We start from the raw sequence: 15,419 nt of genomic DNA on the forward strand, positions 1-15,419 counted from the left end.
CCCAAGATCACCGTGCTGATCGGCGGCAGCTTCGGCGCGGGCAATTACGGTATGGCGGGGCGCGCATACGGCCCGCGCTTCCTCTTCACCTGGCCCAACAGCCGGATTTCGGTCATGGGCGGCGAACAGGCGGCCAGCGTGCTGGCGACCGTCCACCGCGATGCCGACCAATGGACCGAAGACGAAGTCGAAGCCTTCAAGGCCCCGATCCGGCAAAAATACGAAGACGAAGGCAATCCCTGGCATGCGACGGCGCGCCTCTGGGATGATGGCATCATCGATCCGGCGCAGACGCGCGATGTGTTGGGCCTGGCGTTCGCCGCGACGCTGGAAGCCGAGATACCCGAGCGGCCGGCGTTCGGCGTGTTCAGGATGTGATGTAGATGACTCTAGTACCGGACCAGATGACAGTCGACACCATAATAAACTGGTGGGACTTAGTGCCTGCTGCGATCGGCGCAATCGTCGGAGCATTTGCCGGTGGCGTACCAGCATATCTTATCGCTAAGCGCCAATCGAATGAGACCCTCAAACGCGATGCTGAAGAGAGATTGCGGCACGACAAGATCAACGCGAACAGAGTTTTTTCGAAGCTTTTGCAGATGAGCAATGAGCTTTTGGACCTTCGTCGAATGATTGAGGACATGCTTGAGCGCCCAGTGGATCCGGAGGATCGTTTTCCAAATCAACGACGGGTGTCGGTCATCGTCGGGACAGAAATAACTCCTGTCGAATTTGATGCTGCCGAACTACAAATATTTGTGTCAGAACGACATGTCGAACTTATAAACGAGATCGACCTTCTCCGGCGACGCAGAAACGCACTTTTCGTGCAGCTCAATGAATTTCGAGAGCGAAAAATCGCGCATTCGCAGCTTATTGCGACGTCCCAAGAATTGGTCGTCGACGATAGCGGTAGTACGGTCGCGAGAGTTACTAAGGCGGATCATGCGAGGATGCAGTTTGAGGAGGCTCAGATCGAAGCGCTGATCACGCCGCTAATCGCGATGGTTAGAGAGGAATCTAAGAACTGCGTTATTGTGAGCGAAGCGTTCAATCGCGCCGTGAGCGAGATATTCGACCAGGGAGTTCAGGCAATCGCTACTGAAGAAGCTCGCGAATATCTGAAAACAATCGGCGAGGAACTGCCCGATCTTTCTGATTCAGCAGAAAAGCCATGATCACCTCCCTCCTCATAGCAAATCGCGGCGAAATCGCCTGCCGGATCATTCGCACCGCGCGCAAGCTCGGCATCCACACGGTCGCCGTCTATTCGGACGCCGACGCCAAGGCGCTCCATGTGCGCGAGGCGGATGAGGCGGTGCATATCGGGCCGTCGCCGGCGGCCGAAAGCTATCTGGTCGGCGAGAAGATTATCGCGGCGGCGAAAGAGACCGGAGCTGAGGCGATCCACCCGGGGTACGGCTTTCTTTCCGAAAATGCGGATTTCGCGCAGGCGGTGATCGACGCCGGTCTGATCTGGGTCGGGCCGAAGCCTGAGAGCATCCGCGCCATGGGCCTCAAGGATGCGGCGAAGACGCTGATGGACGAGGCGGGCGTGCCGACCACGCCCGGCTATCTCGGCGAGAACCAGGACGTCGATTTCCTTGCCGAACAGGCGGAAGCGATCGGCTATCCGGTGCTGATCAAGGCCGTCGCGGGCGGGGGCGGCAAGGGGATGCGCAAAGTCGAGGCCGCCGAGGATTTCTCCGACGCGCTGCAATCCTGCCGCCGCGAGGCCAAGGCCGCGTTCGGCAACGATATCGTGCTGCTCGAAAAATGGATCGAGAGCCCGCGCCATATCGAGGTACAGGTGTTCGGCGATAGCCATGGCAATGTCGTCCACCTGTTCGAGCGCGATTGCTCGCTCCAGCGCCGCCACCAGAAGGTGATCGAGGAAGCCCCAGCGCCGGGCATGGACGAAGCGACGCGCGAGGAAGTCTGCGCTGCCGCTGTCCGTGCGGCCAAGGCGGTCGATTATGAGGGCGCGGGTACGATCGAATTCATCGCCGACGCCTCGGACGGCCTGCGCGCCGACCGCATCTGGTTCATGGAAATGAACACGCGGCTGCAGGTCGAGCATCCGGTGACTGAAATGATCACGGGGCAGGATCTGGTCGAATGGCAGCTGCACGTCGCAAGCGGTGAGGAGCTGCCTTGCAAACAGGAAGAGTTATCGATCAGCGGTCATGCGATCGAAGCGCGGCTCTACGCCGAGAATCCCGCGACTGGCTTCCTGCCGTCAACCGGGCGTCTGGAGACTTTCGACCTGGGCTATGCGAACGAAATGTACCGCGTCGACAGTGGCGTGATGGCCGGGGATATCGTGTCGCCGCACTATGATCCGATGCTCGCCAAGCTGATCTACCAAGGTGACACGCGCGCGGAAGCGATCGAAGGGCTGGCGCACAATCTCGCCGGAATCATGATCTGGCCCGTGACAACCAATGCCGGCTTTATTCATGCCTGCCTTAAGAGCGACACGTTCCGTGACGCGGATCTCGATACCGGTTTCATCGGCAGGAACGAGGAAGCCCTGACTCAGCCGCCCGAACTCGATGACAAAACATTGGGCGAAGTTGCCGACCGCTTGCTGCTCCGTCAGGCGCATGAGCTGCCGATCGACGGCGACTGGCCGTTCTGCGATATGCGCGGCTTCAGACTCAATCGCGAGCCGGCGGACAGCGTAACCGTCTATGTCGACAAAGAGGCTCGCAAGGCGCCTCTGTCTGCCTTTTCGGTCGAGCGCGGCTATACGACCCGTGCGCACGAACAGGCGGACGGCAGTTTCCTTTTCTCCCAAGCCGGCCATATCCGCCGTCTGGCAACTGCGCCCGTCGCCGGTTTCGGCACCGGCGGCTTGGCGTCCGACGGTGCGATCCTGTCGCCCATGCCGGGCAAGATCATTGCGGTCGGCGTTGCAGAGGGCGACACCGTCACCAAAGGCGACAAGCTCGTCACGCTTGAGGCGATGAAGATGGAGCACAGCCTGACCGCGCCGTTCGACGGGACGGTGGCGGAGCTCAATGCCGAAACCGGCGGGCAGGTTTCCGAAGGCACGCTGCTCGTGCAGATCGCGGCCAACGACGGTTGACCTTTGCGTCAACCCGGCGGAAGCTGGGCGGGACGAGAGGAGACCCCATGGCCGACTACCAGACAATCCTGACCGATCTTTCGGACGGCATTTTCACGATCACGCTCAACCGTCCCGACCGGATGAACGCCTTTACCGAGCGGATGATGCACGAGATGATCGCCGCGTTCGACGAGGCCGATGCGGACGACGATGTCCGCGCGGTGATCGTGACGGGCGAGGGCGACCGGGCCTTTTGCGCGGGCGCGGACCTGCAGGCCGGCGCCGATACCTTCAATTACGATAAACGCCTCGACCGCGATACGCCGATGCAGGAAGACGGGACGGTCGATTGGAACCATCGCGGCGCGCGCGATGGCGGCGGGCAGCTGACCTTGCGCATCTTCAACTGCAAGAAGCCGGTGATCGGCGCGATCAACGGCGCGGCGGTCGGCGTCGGTTCGACGATGACGCTGCCGATGGATGTGCGGCTGGCGGCCGATACGGCGCGGTTCGGCTTCGTCTTTGCGCGGCGCGGAATCGTGCCCGAAGCGGCGTCGAGCTGGTTCCTGCCGCGCCTGGTCGGGATCAGCCAGGCGCTCGAATGGTGCTATTCGGGCAAGGTGTTCGGCGCGGAGGAAGCGCATCAGGGCGGGCTCGTCCGCGGCGTCTATTCGCCCGGCGCGCTGATCCCGGCGGCCCGCGCGCTCGCGAAAGAAATGACGGACGAGAGCGCGCCCGTGTCGATCGCGATGACGCGTCAGATGCTGTGGCGGATGCTGGGCGCGGATCACCCCATCGAAGCGCACCGGATGGACAGCCGCGCGATCTGGTATCGCGGACGGCAGGAGGACGCGAAGGAAGGCGTGGTGTCGTTCCTCGAAAAACGCCCGGCCAACTATCCGAACAAGGTGAGTTCGGACATGCCGGATCTCCACCAATGGTTCGACGACCCGGAGTTTTAATCCGGCTCCATATTTTCAAGTCATCGGAAATAGATCCGTTAGCCCTGAGCTTGTCGAAGGGCGTTTCTCCGCCGATAGTCGTGCTTCGACAGGCTCAGCACTAACGGTATTTGGAACAGGAGACTCTTAGCATGAGCGCACCCCAATTCGATTTCACGGCCAAGAATGTCATGGTGTTCGGCGGCACCAGCGGGATCAATCTCGGCATTGCCAAAGGCTTCGCCGCTGCCGGCGCGCGGCTCGGCGTCGCCAGTCGGTCGCAGGACAAGGTGGACGCGGCGGTCGCCCAGCTCGGCAACGATCATGGGTCGGCGCTCGGCTTCTCGCTCGACGTGCGCGATGCCGAGGCGGTGCAGAAGGCGGTTCACGATTTCGTCGCCGAGCGCGGCAAGATCGATGTGCTGGTCTCCGGCGCGGCCGGGAATTTCCTCGCGCCGGCGGCCGGGCTCAGCCCGAACGGCTTCAAATCCGTCATCGATATCGACCTGCTCGGCACCTTCAACGTTATGCGCGCGGGCTATGAGAGTCTCAGAAAACCCGGCGCATCGGTGATCAACATCTCCGCGCCACAGGCCTGGATCGCGATGCCGTTTCAGGTCCACGCTTGCGCGGCGAAAGCCGGGATCGATCAGGTCACCCGGACACTCGCGATGGAATGGGGGCCAGAGGGCGTGCGCGTCAATTCGATCGCGCCGGGACCGATTGGCGGGACGGAAGGGATGGAGCGGCTCGCGCCGACCGAAGAAGCCGCCGAGCATTCCAAGAAAGCCGTGCCGCTCGGGCGCTGGGGCGAGATCGAGGAGATCGCGAATATGGCGATGTTCCTATCGTCGGACATGGCCGGCTATGTGTCGGGCGCGGTGATCCCCGTCGACGGCGCATCCTCCTGCGGCCGCTCGATTGGCGGGTGAACCTACTCCGTCGACTTGGCGCGGTATACACGCATTAGCCTGACGCGCTTGCCGGGCAGCCCACGGTGGGACCAACCTTCTGCCTAGATCGTTTCGCCCGCCGCCTTGGCGCGTTCGACGACCGTGCGCTCGGCCTCGGGCACCGTGCGGATGGCGATGAGCAATAGCAGCGCCCCAATGGGCACGGCGACCAGCAGGCTCAGCACGCCGGTGGTCAGGCTACCGGTGGCCGTCGAGACTTGGCCGGCCAGGTAGGGGCCGAGCGCGAGGCCGATCAACGTTGTCGACAGGAAGAAGGTAGCCGTGGCGGTGCCGCGCATCCGGGGCAGAACGAGATCCTGCGTCGTCGCGGCGGCCGCGCCGAGCGCGGTGCTGGCGAACAGGCTAATGACGAAGCTCAGCACGTAGAAGACGATCAGGCTCGACGTCGTAAACGCGATGATCAGCGGGATGACGGGTGCCAGCAACCCGAACAGCACGACATAGATGCGGCCTGCCGCGCTACGCTGCCGCAGCCAGTCGGCCATCCGGCCGCCCAATATCACACCGAGAAAGCCCGCGGCTGCGGCCGGGCCGCCGACCAGCAGGCCGACCATGCTGGGCGATTCGCCAAGTTCGCGCATCGCATAGGGCGCGGTCCAGAATCCGACGGCATAGGCGACGAAAGCGACCGTGCCATAGCCGAGGATCGTCGTCATGAACGCCGGGCTGCCCCAGATCAGCGCGAAGGCCGGCGGATCGTTCCGGCGCAGGCTCACCGCCCAAGAGAAGATTGCATAATAGCCGACGCCGATGGCGATCCACTGCGGCAAGTTGCCGGTGATGGCTACCATGAAATAAGCGATAATCGCGGCGACCAGCGCAGCGCCGATATTGATCATCAGTGCGCGCGGGCCACGCTGGGCGGCGGCGATCAGCGTGAATGGCGGGATGATGGCATAGAGCTCGCGGAAGAAACCGCGGAACGGGTTCGGCGGCGGTGGAGTAGGCAGGCCCTCTGCCTCGCCCCGCAGGGGTTCGCGCAGCGTGTAGACCAGTATCGCGAGCAGCAGGCCCGGCAGGCCAACGATGAGGAACGCGGCCTGCCAGCCGGCAAGGCCGAGCGGTGCATCGACCGGATAGGCGGCGTTCCAGCGCTCGACGATCAGGCCGCCGATCAGCAGCGACACGCCGCCGCCGAGATACAGCCCCGACGAATAAATGGCGAGCGCGGTCGCGCGCATCTTTTTCGGGAAATAGTCGGAGATCAACGAATAGGCGGATGGGCTGGCGCTGGCTTCGCCGACGCCGACGCCGATCCGGGCGATCGACAGCACCGTGAAACTCTTCGCAAAGCCTGACAGGGCGGTCATCGCCGACCAGAGCGCGAGCCCGGCCGTCATCAGTTTCACCCGGTGCCAGCTATCGGCAAGTTTGCCGAGCGGGATGCCAAACAGACCGTAAAATACGGCAAAGGCTGTCCCGTAGAGAAAACCCAATGCGGCGTCGTCGATCCCCAGATCGGCTTTGATGTCCTCGGCAAGGATCGCGAGGATCTGCCGGTCGATGAAATTCAGGATGTAGATCACGACAAGGACGGAGAGCACATACCAGGCATAGGGCGAGGCTTTTTCGGGGTCCTGCTGCGGGGTCGCGTCGGGCGCAGGACCTTCCGTGTCGGCGCCCTCGCGCCCGTCAACCGTATCCGTCATGAAGCAATCCCACTCTCAGATTTTTCTTTTTGGTGTAACAGCGTGAGCGGTGTTGGCAAAAGCTTTATGAGGATTTCTGCGCGATGACCGGTTCCGTCCTGTTCGTCTGTCTCGGCAATATATGCCGCTCGCCCATGGCCGAGGGGGCAATGCGCGCAGTTGCGGCGGACCGCGGTCTTACGCTCGAAATCGATTCCGCCGGAACGGGCGGCTGGCATGTCGGCAATCCGCCGGACGGCCGGGCGCGGGCGGTCGCGCTCGCCAACGGCGTCGATATCTCGGCGCAGCGCGCCCGCCAGATCGCTGCGGCGGATTTCGAGCGCTTCGCCCATATCGTTGCGATGGATCGCTCGGTTCTGCGCGATTTGAAAGCATTGCGACCAGACGGCGCTTCGGCACGCCTGTCGCTGTTCCTCGATCATGTCGAAGGCCGAGAGGGGGAGGATGTCGCCGATCCCTATTATGGCGAGGATGAAGACTTCGCCATCGCATGGGCGGATGTACATCGCGGAGCGACGGCTGTTCTTCGCGTGGTCGCGGTCGGTTAACTGCCCGTGCGGAGTAGATAGCGGGCAATGCTTTCATAATGCGCGCCGGCCCGGCCGAGGCTGCTCTCGAACAGATCGAAATGCTCGACCGCGAAGGGCGGGCTGGTCAGCCCGGCATGATGTTCCAGAAACCCGTCGATCGGTCCTGTCGAGGCGTTTAAACGGGCGATCGTTATGTGCGGCAGGAAGGTGCGATGTTCGGGCTCTAGGCCAATTTGCCGAAATCGGCTCTCGACACTGTCCCGCAGCTTCTTGAGCGGCTCGGATGCGGCGATACCGGCCCATAGCGCGGAAGGACGGCCTTTGCGCTCGAAAAAGCCGATGCCGTCGAGCCGTATCTCGAACGCTGGGGATTCGACCGCATCGAGCGCCATCGCGATATCCTCGGCCCGGTGCCGGTCGACTTCGCCGATAAAGCGCAAGGTGAGGTGGAGTTGCCCGTCATCCTGCCAGCGGGCACCCCGGATGCCCTGCATCATTGCCAATAGCTGTTCGCGGATCGGGCGGGGCGGGCGGATGGCGACGAACAGCCTGTGCATCGCCGCCGATGATAGAGGTTTTCTATCCAGACGATAGGGGCGAATTGCCTTGAAAAAACGCCGGCGATCACCGATATTGTCGAGAAATCGGCGATTTTCCGCCGATCTCATTGGGAGAAGAATTCAAATGGCTAATTGGTCCGACCAGAATGCCGGCCTTCAGGGCCAAGCCCGTGGCCGGCTCGATAGCGGAGCCCGGGATGTCGCATTCGACGCCGGTCTCCGGTCCTACATGCTCAAAGTCTATAATTACATGGCTTCGGGCATCCTGCTTACCGGTATTGTGGCGATGGCGTTTGCGATGGGAGGCGATCAATCGCCTGCCTACCAGATTCTCATGCAAGGTGGCTTGCTGAGCTGGGTCATCATGCTTTCGCCGCTGGCTTTCATCCTCGTGATGAGCTTCGGTCTCAACCGCCTGTCGACGGGCGCGCTCCAGGCCTGTTTCTGGGCCTTCGCGGTCGTGATGGGTCTCTCGCTGTCGACGATCTTCCTGCGCTACACGGGAACGTCGATCGCACAGACCTTCTTCGCCACGTCGGCGGCTTTCGTCAGCCTCAGCCTCTGGGGTTACACGACCAAGAAGGATCTGAGCGGCTGGGGAACGTTCCTCATCATGGGCGTTGTCGGCCTGCTCGTGGCGATGATCATCAACATCTTCCTGCAGTCGACGGCGATGGCCTATGTCATCAGCGGTATCGGCGTGCTCGTGTTCGCCGGCCTCACCGCCTATGACACGCAGAAGATCAAGTCGATGTACGCGCATGTCGCGGGCACGGACATGATGGGCAAGACGGTCATCATGGGCGCGCTTAACCTCTATCTCGACTTCATCAACATGTTCCTGTTCCTGCTGCAGTTCATGGGCAGCCGCGAATAGGCGCAGAGAATTCGAAACGAGAAAGGCCCGGCGGGGGAACCTGCCGGGCCTTTTTTGTGAGCCTCTGCCGGTTCTAAAATTCGAACGTCAGTCCGATCGAACCCGACGTCGCCTCTCCGAACCGCAATCCGGCCGTCCGGGAAACGAAGAGATCGAGGAAGACCGCCTGCGACAGGCTAAAACTCGCGCTGGCTCCATATTCGAACCAGCCGTCTCCGTCATCTCCTCCGGCGACCGGCCGCGCGGCATTGGCCGCCGATCCGGCCGCGCCGATCCGTGTCGTGGACGCGGCGTTCGATGTGGCGACAAAGGCCGCATACAGCCCCAGGCTGTGCTGGAATTCTTCGCCGAGCGCATATTGCAGCGTACCGCCGCCCGATCCCGTTACGCCCGATTCCTCGACCCGCCGCGCGGCGATCTCGCCGGACGGGCCGGCGAGTGCCTGGACCGTATCGATTTCGCTGTAATCAAGCGCGGCGAACGGCGCGAGGAACCATGGGCCGCCAAGCGGAATCTGATAGGTGACTGCCGCGCCGGTCGCCCAGCTGCTGCCGTCGGCCTCGAATTGGAGGAGAGTACCGTTCGGGCCCCGGACGTCCACGGTATCGAAATCCCGGTCGCCAAGAGCAACATAGGCGTCGATGGCCAACGCATCGGTTTCGTAGCCGATGCCGACGATCGCCTGACGGGTCGTTGCGGGTATCGTGTCGCCGATGGCCGGCGCCGGGCCGTCATATCCGACCAGCACGCCGCCAAGGCTGACATAGACGTCGCCGAAACTGTGGCGCAGCGTTGCGGAAACATAAGGCTGCTCCTGATCCCCGGCGAATGCCGTAATGCCGCCGGTGATATCGAAGCGCCAATCCGGTTCGTGATCGGTTTGCGCATGGGCGGCGTGAGAAATCGTTGCGAGCATCAGCGCTGCACACGGCGTTACAAAGCGCATGGTTCTCCCCTTTTTCGGCGTCGACATGCTCCATTAACGTCGCGTCGGATAAAAACCTTCGGTTCCGGCGAAGGAAAAGAGCCGCTCGTGCGTTGAAAGGGGGACGACGAGGCGCAGTGTTGAAATATGACCCGAGCCGAATGACGCCGGATTCGGAACCGGCGACTGCAGCTCCCGACGGAGCCGAGCCGACCGATCATGCGCTCATGGCGCGCGTGCGGGATGGCGACGCTGTGGCGTTCGGCGCGCTGGTCGAGCGGCATACGCCTCTCATTTATCGTGTCGCCTGTCGCCTGCTGGGCGATGGCCACGAAGCGGAGGATGTCGTGCAGGAAACCTTCACGCGGCTTTGGAAGAATGCGCCGCAATGGCATCCGAGCGGCGGCGGGCTTGGCGCCTGGTTGCGCCGGGTCGGCATGAACCTGTGCTTCGACCGGCTGCGTAAGACCAAGCGGATCGCGCCCGAAGCGCTGCCCGAAGCGCCGGACGATGGTCCGGCGGCCGACGAAACTATGGTATCGGACGAGATCGGGAAGACAGTGGACAAGTGCCTCCGCGAACTGCCCGAACGCCAGGCGGCGGCGCTCGTGCTGAGCTATTATGAAGGCCTGTCCAATATCGAGTCGGCCGAAACACTGGAAATGAACGTGAAAGCGCTGGAATCGCTGCTCGTGCGGGCGCGCAGAAAGATGCGCGAGCTGCTCGAACGCGAGGGCGTTCTCGCCGCCGATGTGGAGCAGTTGACATGACCGCAGAACCACAGCCGATCGATCGCGCGCTTGATGCGGCGCTGGCGAAATCACGCAATCCGGCGGTGCCGGCCGATCTCGCGAGCCGCGTGACCGCGCAGGCGACCGCGCAGCCGCAGCGGCGCATCGGCGGCTTGTTCCAGGCCCGGCGGACGCGTCGTCCCGCGCGCAAGCGCCGGGTGCGGCGGCCGATAGTTTTCGGAACGATCGGCGGCGGCCTGCTCGCGGCGAGCGCGGTTGCAGCGGCGCTGGTCAGCGATGGCACGTTCGAACTTGCCCGGATCACAAAGCCCGTCGTCGAGCTTTTCGTGCCCGAAGCGCCGCGAGAGACGGTACAGGCGCCGGTTGCGCCTGCCGCGCCCGAACGCACCGCGGCCGCTACCGAGCGCGATGCGCCCGTGGCCGAACGCGTCGGTGCAGGGCAACGCCCGGGCTGGCGGATGCGCCAGGTCCGGCGGGCGATGATCGTCCGGCAACGGCTCGAACGCTTGCGCCAGGCGCGGACTGAGGGGACGCCCGTCCCGGAACGCCTCCTGCCCCGCCGTGTGGTGCGCATTCCCGAGATTCGGACAGCGACGCCAGAACAGCGCGCGCGGGTCCGGGTGCGGATAGAATCCCTGACGCCGGAGCAGCGCCAGCGGCTCCGCGAGCGGCGCGCCGCAACCGTACCGGCCGTGCGCGACCGTATTGTCGAACGGCGCCAGAACCGCCTCGGCGAGCGGCTGCGCGAGCGCGGCGTCGATATGCCAGCACCGGTGCAGCGCCCGAGTACGGTTGTGCCGGACGCACTGGATCGGCCCGCGGCAACCCGGCCTCTGCCGAGCGCGCCAACTGCTTCCGAAAGCCCCGGAGAACCCAATGCACGGCGATCGATGATCATCGAAAACGCCCGGCCGGGACCGGAGCCTGCGCCGCTCGATCAGGTTCGTCCCAACCTTCCGGCAGCGGATACGCCGGCGGCGACCAGCGCCCGGCGGGCGGCCGTCCAGCAGCGAATTCGCGCGGCCCGGGCGGCGGAACGCGCCCGCGCGGCGCAGCGGCGCAATGGCGCGCAGCGCCCTGCGCGCCCGCGCGTTCCACCGCGCCGTCGTTAGCCGCGAAGGGAATCCGATCCTCCCGCGTTAAACCGGACGAGACAGCGAAAAACCCTGTCGCGTATCCAGTAAGGGAGACTAGAGATGAAGCCCGTTTTTCTGACGACCGTCACCATGGCCATACTGCTGCCCGGGGCCGCGCTTGCCGAACCCGAAACGCGGACGATCACGATCGACACGCCGCGCGTCGAAGGCGAACGCGTTGTGACACGGGATCGCGAGGCCGGCTCGCGCACCGTGGACGCCACGCTCACGCGTAAGGAAGACGGCGCCGTCGCGACCCGCAACCGGGAATCGCAGCGGACCGACACCGGGCGTGTTTTCTCCGGTTCCACGACCCGCTTCAACGGGGATACGCGCAGCTTCGAAGGCGAGCGCGTGCGCGACGGCAACCGCTACACGACCACCGGATCCGGTATCGGTTTCAACAGTAATGAATACACCTATGACGCGCGCGGCCGGCGCACGCCGAACGGTTTCGACCGTCAGCAGCGGGTGCGCAATGCGGATGGCGAAGTCGTAGCAGGCCGCAATGTCCGGGTGCGCGAGCGCGGCAATACGCGCGTGCGCCGCGCGACAGTCGGCAATCGCGATGGAGTTCGGCGGACGACCACGACACGGCGTACGGTCAACCGCCGATCGCGCGGGGGTCGGTAGACCCGGCATAGCGCCGGAATGCGACTCCAGCTGGCCCGCTCTCCCCAACGATGCCCGTGGGAGAGCGGGCTTTTTTTGTGCGGCAAGTTTGCCGCAAAAATAACGCGGGCGCGAAGGGAAAGCGCCGCCCGCGCGTTAGACGGGTAGAGCGGCCGGAACCCCATATTGCCGCTCGAGGCCGATCCCCCCACGGCCTTCAAGACCCTGTGCAAGGCGTGCCAAGACGTTTCCGGCATGTCGGTGTGCGACCCGGTCCGCTCTCTCGCAGCCTCCTGGAGAGAGCGGACTTTGTCGTTGCTAGCTCGCCGCCGGCTGTTCCGGCATCAACGCCGCGTCGATGGCCTTGGCGCTCTTATATGCATCGCGTTCGCGCAGCCGCGCGGCATAGGCTTCGAAGGCGGGCGTTTTGGGCAATGTATCGAACTGTATGCCCCAATCGATCTGCGAGCCGACATAGACGTCCGCCGCCGTAAACCGGTCGCCGCATATATAGTCCCGTCCCGTCACCGCGGTGCCGAGCGTGGCGACGGCGGTATCGTAGTTTCCGTAACCGGCCATCGCCTCCTGCTCGCTGTCCGGTGTGAACCCGAATGTCCGGTTGATGATCGCCTGTTCGACCGGGCCGGAGGCGAAGAACATCCAGCGATAATAGTCGGCGCGCTCCGCATCGTCTTGCGGCGCCAGTTCGGCTTCCGGAAAAGCCTCGGCGAGATAGGCGCAGATCGCCGCGCATTCGGTCACCACCTTGCCGTTGTGCTTAATGGCCGGAACTTTGCCCATCGGGTTGATCGCCAGATACTCGTCACCCTTCATCGTCGTGCCATAGTCGAGCAGCACCTGTTCGTAGGGGACGCCGACTTCCTCGAGCATCCAGCGCACGATCTGCCCGCGCGACATCGGATTGGTGTAAAATGTCAGTCCGGCCATTTTTGCTTCCCTCCATAACCGCTCTGTCCGGCGGCGAGCATAGGCCAGCCCGCGCCGTACATAAATGACTGGCGGAGAATTACTGGCCGGGCTGTTCGGTTTCGTCGGTGGCGCGTTCGGGCCGCTCGCCGATGCGTTCCAACTCGTCCAGCCGACGGCGCGTTTCCTCGCCCGGTTCCACCGAGACCCGGTCGCCGTCGAAGGTGATGCGCGCATCGCCGATCCCGGCGTCGATCGCTATGCTGCCATCCGGCTCGATCGAGATTTCCGGCTTGTCGAGCGCCGGCTCTTCTTCGGGCGCCGGCGCCGCGCGGCGCGGGGCGGGGCGGGGAACTGCGCCCGGTATGGCTTCGCCCATGAATGCGCGCCAGATGCGGGCGGGCGCGCCGCCGCCGCTGGCATTGCCGAGCGGCGTGTTGTCGTCATTGCCGATCCACACGCCGACGACGAGATCGCCGGCAAAGCCGACGAACACGGCGTCGCGGGTGTCCTGCGTGGTGCCGGTCTTGCCGAAGGCGGCGATATTCAGCCGCGCCGCCGTACCCGTGCCTTGAGCGATCACCGCTTCCAGCATTTCGAGCAGCTGGTCGCGGTGGCGGCTGCCGATCACCGGCCGCGTATCGAGCAGCCATTCGAAGAAACCGCGCCGGCCGCGCTCGAGGCCGTGCGGTTCGACCGGCACTTCGCCATTGGCGACCGCCGCATAGGCGGTGACGAGTTCGATTAGCGTCATCTCGCCGCTGCCGAGTGCGACGCTGGCATTGGCCGGGAATTCGCGTTCTACGCCCAGCGTGCGCGCGGCTTCGGCGATCGCTTCGCTGCCGAGCTGCTGGTAAAGGCGCACGGCGACGACATTGCTCGAATGGGCGAAGGCCTCGCGCAGCGTGATCTCGCCGCGATAGCGTTCGCCGGCATTCACCGGCCGATAATCGCCGGTCTCGATCGGGCTGTCGTCGACGATGCTGTCGGGCGTCATTCCGCTTTGCAGCGCGGCGAGATAGACGAACAGCTTGAAGGTCGAACCCGGCTGCCGCTCGGCCTGGGTGGCGCGGTTGAACGGCGATGTCGCATAATCGCGGCCGCCGACCATGGCGACGACTTCGCCATCGGTGCGCATGGCAACGAGCGCGACCTGCGCGCCGGGCGGGGCGCCGCTGCGCGTCACGCGCTCGGCGAGCGTCTGCAGCTCCCAGTCCAGCGTCGTCGCGACTTCAATCGTCTCATAGCCCGAGCCGTAGGCCGCCCGCGCTTCCTCGATTACCCATTCGGCGAAATGGCTACCGCGCGGCATCGGCGGGGGCGGGCGATGGTCGACCGTCGCGAGCGGAACATCGCGCGCCTCTTCGGGCGCGAGATAGCCGGCATCGACCATCGCGGCGATGACGACACGCTGGCGTTCCTGTGCGCCCTCCAGATTGGTGGTCGGAGCCAGCCGCGACGGCGCCCGTACCAGCCCGGCCAGCATCGTCGCCTGGCTGAGCGTCAGGTTTTCCGGATGCCGATAGAAATAGTGGAGGGACGCGGCGCGCAGCCCATAGACATTGTCGCCGAAATAGGCGTTGGAGAGATAGCGTTCGAGGATCTCGTCCTTGGTCAGCCAGATCTCCAGCCAGAAGGCGATCGGCACCTCCTGCACCTTGCGGAACAGCGTCTGGTCGGAGCTCAGATAGGTGAGCTTGGCGAGCTGTTGTGTGATCGTGCTACCGCCATGGCGGGCATCGGAGGTGAGGTTGGTCCATAGCGCCCGGGCGATGCCGCGCGGGTCGATGCCCCAATGATCGTCGAACCGCCGGTCTTCGATGGAGAGGAAGGCCTCGCGCACATAGGGCGGCAGCTCGGACATGACGACCGGCCGGTCCATGACGGGACCCATGCGCGCGATCGGGTTGCCGTTCGACGCCGTCAGCACCATTGGCGGCGGCACGAGCGGTTCGGCCGTGCGCGATATCGGAACGAAGGCAATCAGCCAGAGCAGCAGCAGCGCGAACAGGCCGAGCGCGATGCGAAAGCCCCATTTGAGGATGATCCAGCGCTTTTTGCGCCGCGGCGGCGCGTCGTCGCTTTCCGGATAGTCGGGCTCCGGCGGGTAATCGCGATGGTCGTACCGCTCGTAATCGTCCTCATAATCCGGCTCGCGCGCATATTCGGTGTGGCCTGGATAGTCGGGATCGACGGGCCGAAAGGGATCGCTTTCAGGTTGGCGGCGAGGATCGCTGCGATAATAGGGGTCGAACGCCGGGTCGTCGGCATAGGGACCGATCAGCCGGGAATGGCGGTCTTCATAGCTTCTGCGCCGGAACGGGTCGTCGGAATCGGCCATAGTGTATTAGTCGTATACTACACAGAAAGGCATTATGCCAGCCGTGCTGCCCCAGATCGCGACCCAAGGGAAGATGTAGCGGTAGAATGTGAAGCTGGGCTGTACAGGCGCAGCCCTGT

General features: G+C 64.1%; 15 protein-coding genes. 10 read left to right on the forward strand and 5 right to left on the reverse strand.

Annotated features, from left to right (window positions below):
* The 5 genes from ACTS1Z_RS04440 to ACTS1Z_RS04460 all read left to right on the forward strand — a co-directional run.
* Window positions 1-378, forward strand: a 378-nt coding sequence (locus ACTS1Z_RS04440; protein ID WP_442623234.1) for a carboxyl transferase domain-containing protein, incomplete at its 5' end; no start/stop codon positions are given.
* A 5-nt stretch (window positions 379-383) separates the two neighbouring features.
* Window positions 384-1,181, forward strand: a complete 798-nt coding sequence (locus ACTS1Z_RS04445; RefSeq protein ID WP_442623235.1) for a hypothetical protein — start codon at window positions 384-386, stop codon at window positions 1,179-1,181.
* Entirely contained in the window at window positions 1,178-3,094 is a 1,917-nt protein-coding gene (locus tag ACTS1Z_RS04450) for an ATP-binding protein (protein WP_442623236.1), read from the forward strand. The genes ACTS1Z_RS04445 and ACTS1Z_RS04450 overlap by 4 nt, the downstream gene beginning before the upstream one ends.
* 47 nt (window positions 3,095-3,141) lie before the next feature.
* Window positions 3,142-4,038: a crotonase/enoyl-CoA hydratase family protein gene (locus ACTS1Z_RS04455; RefSeq protein WP_442623237.1), complete on the forward strand. Its 897-nt coding sequence runs from the start codon at window positions 3,142-3,144 to the stop codon at window positions 4,036-4,038.
* A gap of 131 nt (window positions 4,039-4,169) precedes the next feature.
* Window positions 4,170-4,949 carry an SDR family oxidoreductase gene (locus ACTS1Z_RS04460; RefSeq protein WP_442623238.1) on the forward strand — a complete coding sequence of 260 codons (780 nt, stop codon included), beginning with the start codon at window positions 4,170-4,172 and terminating at the stop codon, window positions 4,947-4,949.
* A gap of 83 nt (window positions 4,950-5,032) precedes the next feature.
* On the opposite strand, the gene ACTS1Z_RS04465 is transcribed toward ACTS1Z_RS04460, so the two are convergent.
* Complete coding sequence (locus tag ACTS1Z_RS04465; RefSeq protein WP_442623239.1) at window positions 5,033-6,640, reverse strand: spinster family MFS transporter; 1,608 nt, start codon at window positions 6,638-6,640, stop codon at window positions 5,033-5,035.
* A gap of 83 nt (window positions 6,641-6,723) precedes the next feature.
* On the opposite strand from ACTS1Z_RS04465, the gene ACTS1Z_RS04470 reads away from it, so the two are divergent.
* A complete protein-coding gene (locus ACTS1Z_RS04470) occupies window positions 6,724-7,188 on the forward strand; it encodes a low molecular weight protein-tyrosine-phosphatase (RefSeq protein ID WP_442623240.1) in 465 nt (154 codons plus the stop codon).
* On the opposite strand, the gene thpR is transcribed toward ACTS1Z_RS04470, so the two are convergent.
* Complete coding sequence (thpR, locus tag ACTS1Z_RS04475; RefSeq protein ID WP_442623241.1) at window positions 7,185-7,727, reverse strand: RNA 2',3'-cyclic phosphodiesterase; 543 nt, start codon at window positions 7,725-7,727, stop codon at window positions 7,185-7,187. The genes ACTS1Z_RS04470 and thpR overlap by 4 nt on opposite strands.
* Before the next feature lie 127 nt (window positions 7,728-7,854).
* On the opposite strand from thpR, the gene ACTS1Z_RS04480 reads away from it, so the two are divergent.
* Entirely contained in the window at window positions 7,855-8,607 is a 753-nt protein-coding gene (locus tag ACTS1Z_RS04480; RefSeq protein ID WP_442623242.1) for a Bax inhibitor-1/YccA family protein, read from the forward strand.
* 73 nt (window positions 8,608-8,680) lie between these two features.
* On the opposite strand, the gene ACTS1Z_RS04485 is transcribed toward ACTS1Z_RS04480, so the two are convergent.
* The gene (locus tag ACTS1Z_RS04485; protein ID WP_442623243.1) at window positions 8,681-9,553 is read right to left on the reverse strand and encodes an autotransporter outer membrane beta-barrel domain-containing protein; all 873 of its coding nucleotides are present in this window, start codon (window positions 9,551-9,553) and stop codon (window positions 8,681-8,683) included.
* 140 nt (window positions 9,554-9,693) lie between these two features.
* Here ACTS1Z_RS04485 and ACTS1Z_RS04490 point away from each other — a divergent pair, with 140 nt between their 5' ends.
* From ACTS1Z_RS04490 to ACTS1Z_RS04500, 3 genes are all read left to right on the forward strand, one after another.
* Window positions 9,694-10,302, forward strand: a complete 609-nt coding sequence (locus ACTS1Z_RS04490) for an RNA polymerase sigma factor (RefSeq protein WP_442623244.1) — start codon at window positions 9,694-9,696, stop codon at window positions 10,300-10,302.
* Complete coding sequence (locus ACTS1Z_RS04495; protein ID WP_442623245.1) at window positions 10,299-11,396, forward strand: hypothetical protein; 1,098 nt, start codon at window positions 10,299-10,301, stop codon at window positions 11,394-11,396. Before ACTS1Z_RS04490 ends, ACTS1Z_RS04495 begins: the two co-directional genes overlap by 4 nt.
* A gap of 84 nt (window positions 11,397-11,480) precedes the next feature.
* Window positions 11,481-12,053, forward strand: a complete 573-nt coding sequence (locus ACTS1Z_RS04500) for a hypothetical protein (RefSeq protein WP_442623246.1) — start codon at window positions 11,481-11,483, stop codon at window positions 12,051-12,053.
* Window positions 12,054-12,350: 297 nt separating this feature from the next.
* Here ACTS1Z_RS04500 and ACTS1Z_RS04505 read toward each other — a convergent pair whose 3' ends face one another.
* A complete protein-coding gene (locus tag ACTS1Z_RS04505; RefSeq protein WP_442623247.1) occupies window positions 12,351-12,980 on the reverse strand; it encodes a glutathione S-transferase family protein in 630 nt (209 codons plus the stop codon).
* Between the two features lie 79 nt (window positions 12,981-13,059).
* Window positions 13,060-15,300 (reverse strand): transglycosylase domain-containing protein, encoded by a 2,241-nt coding sequence (locus tag ACTS1Z_RS04510; RefSeq protein ID WP_442623248.1) that lies wholly within the window; start codon window positions 15,298-15,300, stop codon window positions 13,060-13,062.
* Between the last annotated feature and the right edge of the window lie 119 nt (window positions 15,301-15,419).

The sequence above is a fragment of the Parasphingopyxis sp. genome, from assembly GCF_052168295.1.
Classification (GTDB): Bacteria; Pseudomonadota; Alphaproteobacteria; order Sphingomonadales; family Sphingomonadaceae; genus Parasphingopyxis.